2 protein-coding genes and 1 pseudogene are annotated in these 2,505 nt (G+C 47.2%); 1 reads left to right on the plus strand and 2 read right to left on the minus strand.

Going from position 1 to position 2,505, the window contains the following annotated elements; translation table 11 throughout:
* Positions 1-138: 138 nt before the first annotated feature.
* Positions 139-1,464: an AMIN domain-containing protein gene (locus tag QT987_RS29565; protein ID WP_333247034.1), complete on the minus strand. Its 1,326-nt coding sequence runs from the start codon at positions 1,462-1,464 to the stop codon at positions 139-141.
* 90 nt (positions 1,465-1,554) lie between these two features.
* On the opposite strand from QT987_RS29565, the gene QT987_RS29570 reads away from it, so the two are divergent.
* Positions 1,555-2,112, plus strand: a complete 558-nt coding sequence (locus tag QT987_RS29570) for an NUDIX hydrolase (RefSeq protein WP_333247036.1) — start codon at positions 1,555-1,557, stop codon at positions 2,110-2,112.
* A gap of 48 nt (positions 2,113-2,160) precedes the next feature.
* Here the strand turns inward: QT987_RS29570 and QT987_RS29575 are convergent.
* A pseudogene (locus tag QT987_RS29575) lies at positions 2,161-2,505 on the minus strand (hypothetical protein); the annotation flags it as partial.

A 2,505-nucleotide genomic window follows, 5' to 3' on the forward strand; every position in this document is an offset into this window, starting at 1 on the left:
AACCGGAGTCAAAATCCTCCAAAGGTTTGCCCTACATACTCCCACGCCTTTTGTCAATGGGGGAACTTCAGATTAAACTAAGAGGTTCGAGGGAAGAAAAAAGTCTTCCTTCTTCCTTATTCCCTCCTCCTTCTGGCTTCAAAAACCAAACTGGGGGAAATCTTCCGTTAACTGAACTTGAAAAATTTGGCCGGGTTGAATCGTAGCAGGTTGAGGAGCAGCCACGTAAGTTGTAGCAACACCACCTGCTGCTCCCGCCAACAAACCGATACCAGAAAAGCCGCTCAGCAAGAACAAAGCTAAGCCACCAATACCAGTATTTCGCAACAAACTGCGATCAGTCGGCTGTTGTCGGCGGCCTCCCACGGGTTCGGAGCGAGCGAAGAGAGGGATATTGCGGCCGTTGAGACTAATAGCTTCGACCACAAATCTACTGCCGAGGTTCGTTGTTTCAAACCGACCGATGACCGGCGTATTAGCAGGTACGATCGTATTGCCGCGACTGTCGAAAATTCCCCCTTGCAGCAACAGCACTTCCTCCCGGCTGGGCTTCACTTGCAGCCGCAAAGCCCGATCGCCCGGGTATAGTAAACTCAGCTCCGTGCCCGCCGGCAACAAGACATTCGCCCCAGTCGCAGCCTGCAAAGGAGCATTCGATCGTCCTCCAGGAAGCGGTTCACCAAAAGTAAGCGTCCGCTGTTGGGGTGCAGCAGCCGTTATTTGAGGATCTAGGCGGGGTAGAGCAGCAGCTTGTACCCCACGGCGTTCGTCAAGGCGAACATTGACTAAAGGCACTCTTAGCGGCCGGATTTGGTCATTGGGAGTTGGCGGCTGCGAATAATTTGTAGCGGGATTCGGGGAAGTAGGAGGCTCAGGTCGATCGACCTCTGTGGCAGCAGTTGAGTTGGAATCTGTCAGCCGGTGGTTTTGCGGTACTTGTATGGCAGGCTGGGGTTGAGTTTCGGGAGTTTCCATAATTCGAGTCGGTTCGATCGAAGGACGCAACACCCAGCGATTTTCTAACCCGCTTCTTTGGAATTGAACTTTCCCCGCGCTGAAACCGACTCCAGGAGCCAAATTGACCAGAATTCTCGCCGTTCCCGGTTGAAGTTGACTCACCCCCACAGAACGCACTCTACCTTGTGGGTATAGCTGAGTTGCATCTACTCCGATCTCAGTATTGGGCAAATCCACAGCAATCTGAGACGGATTGAGTAGAGAATATCTGGGGGTTGTTCCCTCTGGGAGAGTAATTTCTAGCTGATTTGTCGCCGGATCGAATTTCCAACTTGTGACTGTAGAAGCATTTGCTGGTTCCAGTGTTGCTGGCACTGCTGCAACTGCGGCGACGACTGCTAGACTCAGACTCAGTGACTCGATCGCAAACAATCCGGGTGCTAGATAATTAACAGTCAATTTTTGTAAGTCTTCCCAAAATTTTCGTGGTAATTTTTTGTATGGCATGGCTGCTGGGTGAAATTTTTGATCTGAAATAGATTATGGATGGGAAAATTTTGCCTTCGGATAACGCTGAAAGTTTAACATTATTGCGATATGAAAATTTTAACTAAATGGAAATTATTGCGATCGCGCTTCGTTCTTAACAACAAGTGGTGTCAGGTTAGACAAGATGAAATAGAATTGCCAAGCGGACAAATTATAGACGACTTTTTTGTTAATGTCCGACCCAACATCGCCCTCGTATTTGCCACGACAGAGCAGCAAGAACTTTTATTAGTGCGCCAATACAGGCACGGAGTAGGCGAAATTTTGCTGGAACTGCCTGCTGGATCTTTCAATCCTGCTGAAGAGAGCGGCAAATCGGCAGCCGCCAGAGAACTTGCCGAAGAAACGGGATATGTTGCTGAAGAAATTTTGGAACTAGCAACCTTATATGATAACCCGGTAAAAGACACCAATTCTATCTACCTATACTTTGCTAAAAATGTCAAGCTTGCCAGCCAAATACAATTAGATATTACTGAAGATATTGAAGTAGTTTTAATCCCACTTACCGAAGTTTTGTTGAAAATAAAAAACCGAGAAATTTGTGTAGCAGGAAGCATCGCAGCTATTTTTTTAGGATTAGAATTTTTGAATGAACAGCGGTAAGGTGCTGTGTGAATGGAACCCTACACGCTGTTTTTTGTGAGGATTGTCTTAACTCGAAAGAGTCATAAAATCCAGAGAAGTAATAGTATTATCAGCGCCAAAAACCTGAGCCAAAACCTCCCCAGTCGCCGCAACTTGTAGCAGTGTGCTATTGGCAGTCGAATTAATTTGCAAAGCCTCAAAACTCAAACCACCAGCCAGGACAAACTTATCATTTCCTACAGAAAAATTGAGCACTGTATCAATACCGCTATTAGCGCTTAACACAAAGCGATCGTTCCCCATACCCCCAATCAAAGTATCATCTCCCCCATCACCAAACAGCCAGTCATCCCCTGCACCCCCATTGAGAATATCGCTATCTTTCCCTCCGTAAATAGTGTCATTACCCTG

The sequence above is a fragment of the Microcoleus sp. SVA1B4 genome, assembly GCF_036700545.1.
Taxonomy (GTDB): Bacteria; Cyanobacteriota; Cyanobacteriia; order Cyanobacteriales; family Microcoleaceae; genus Microcoleus.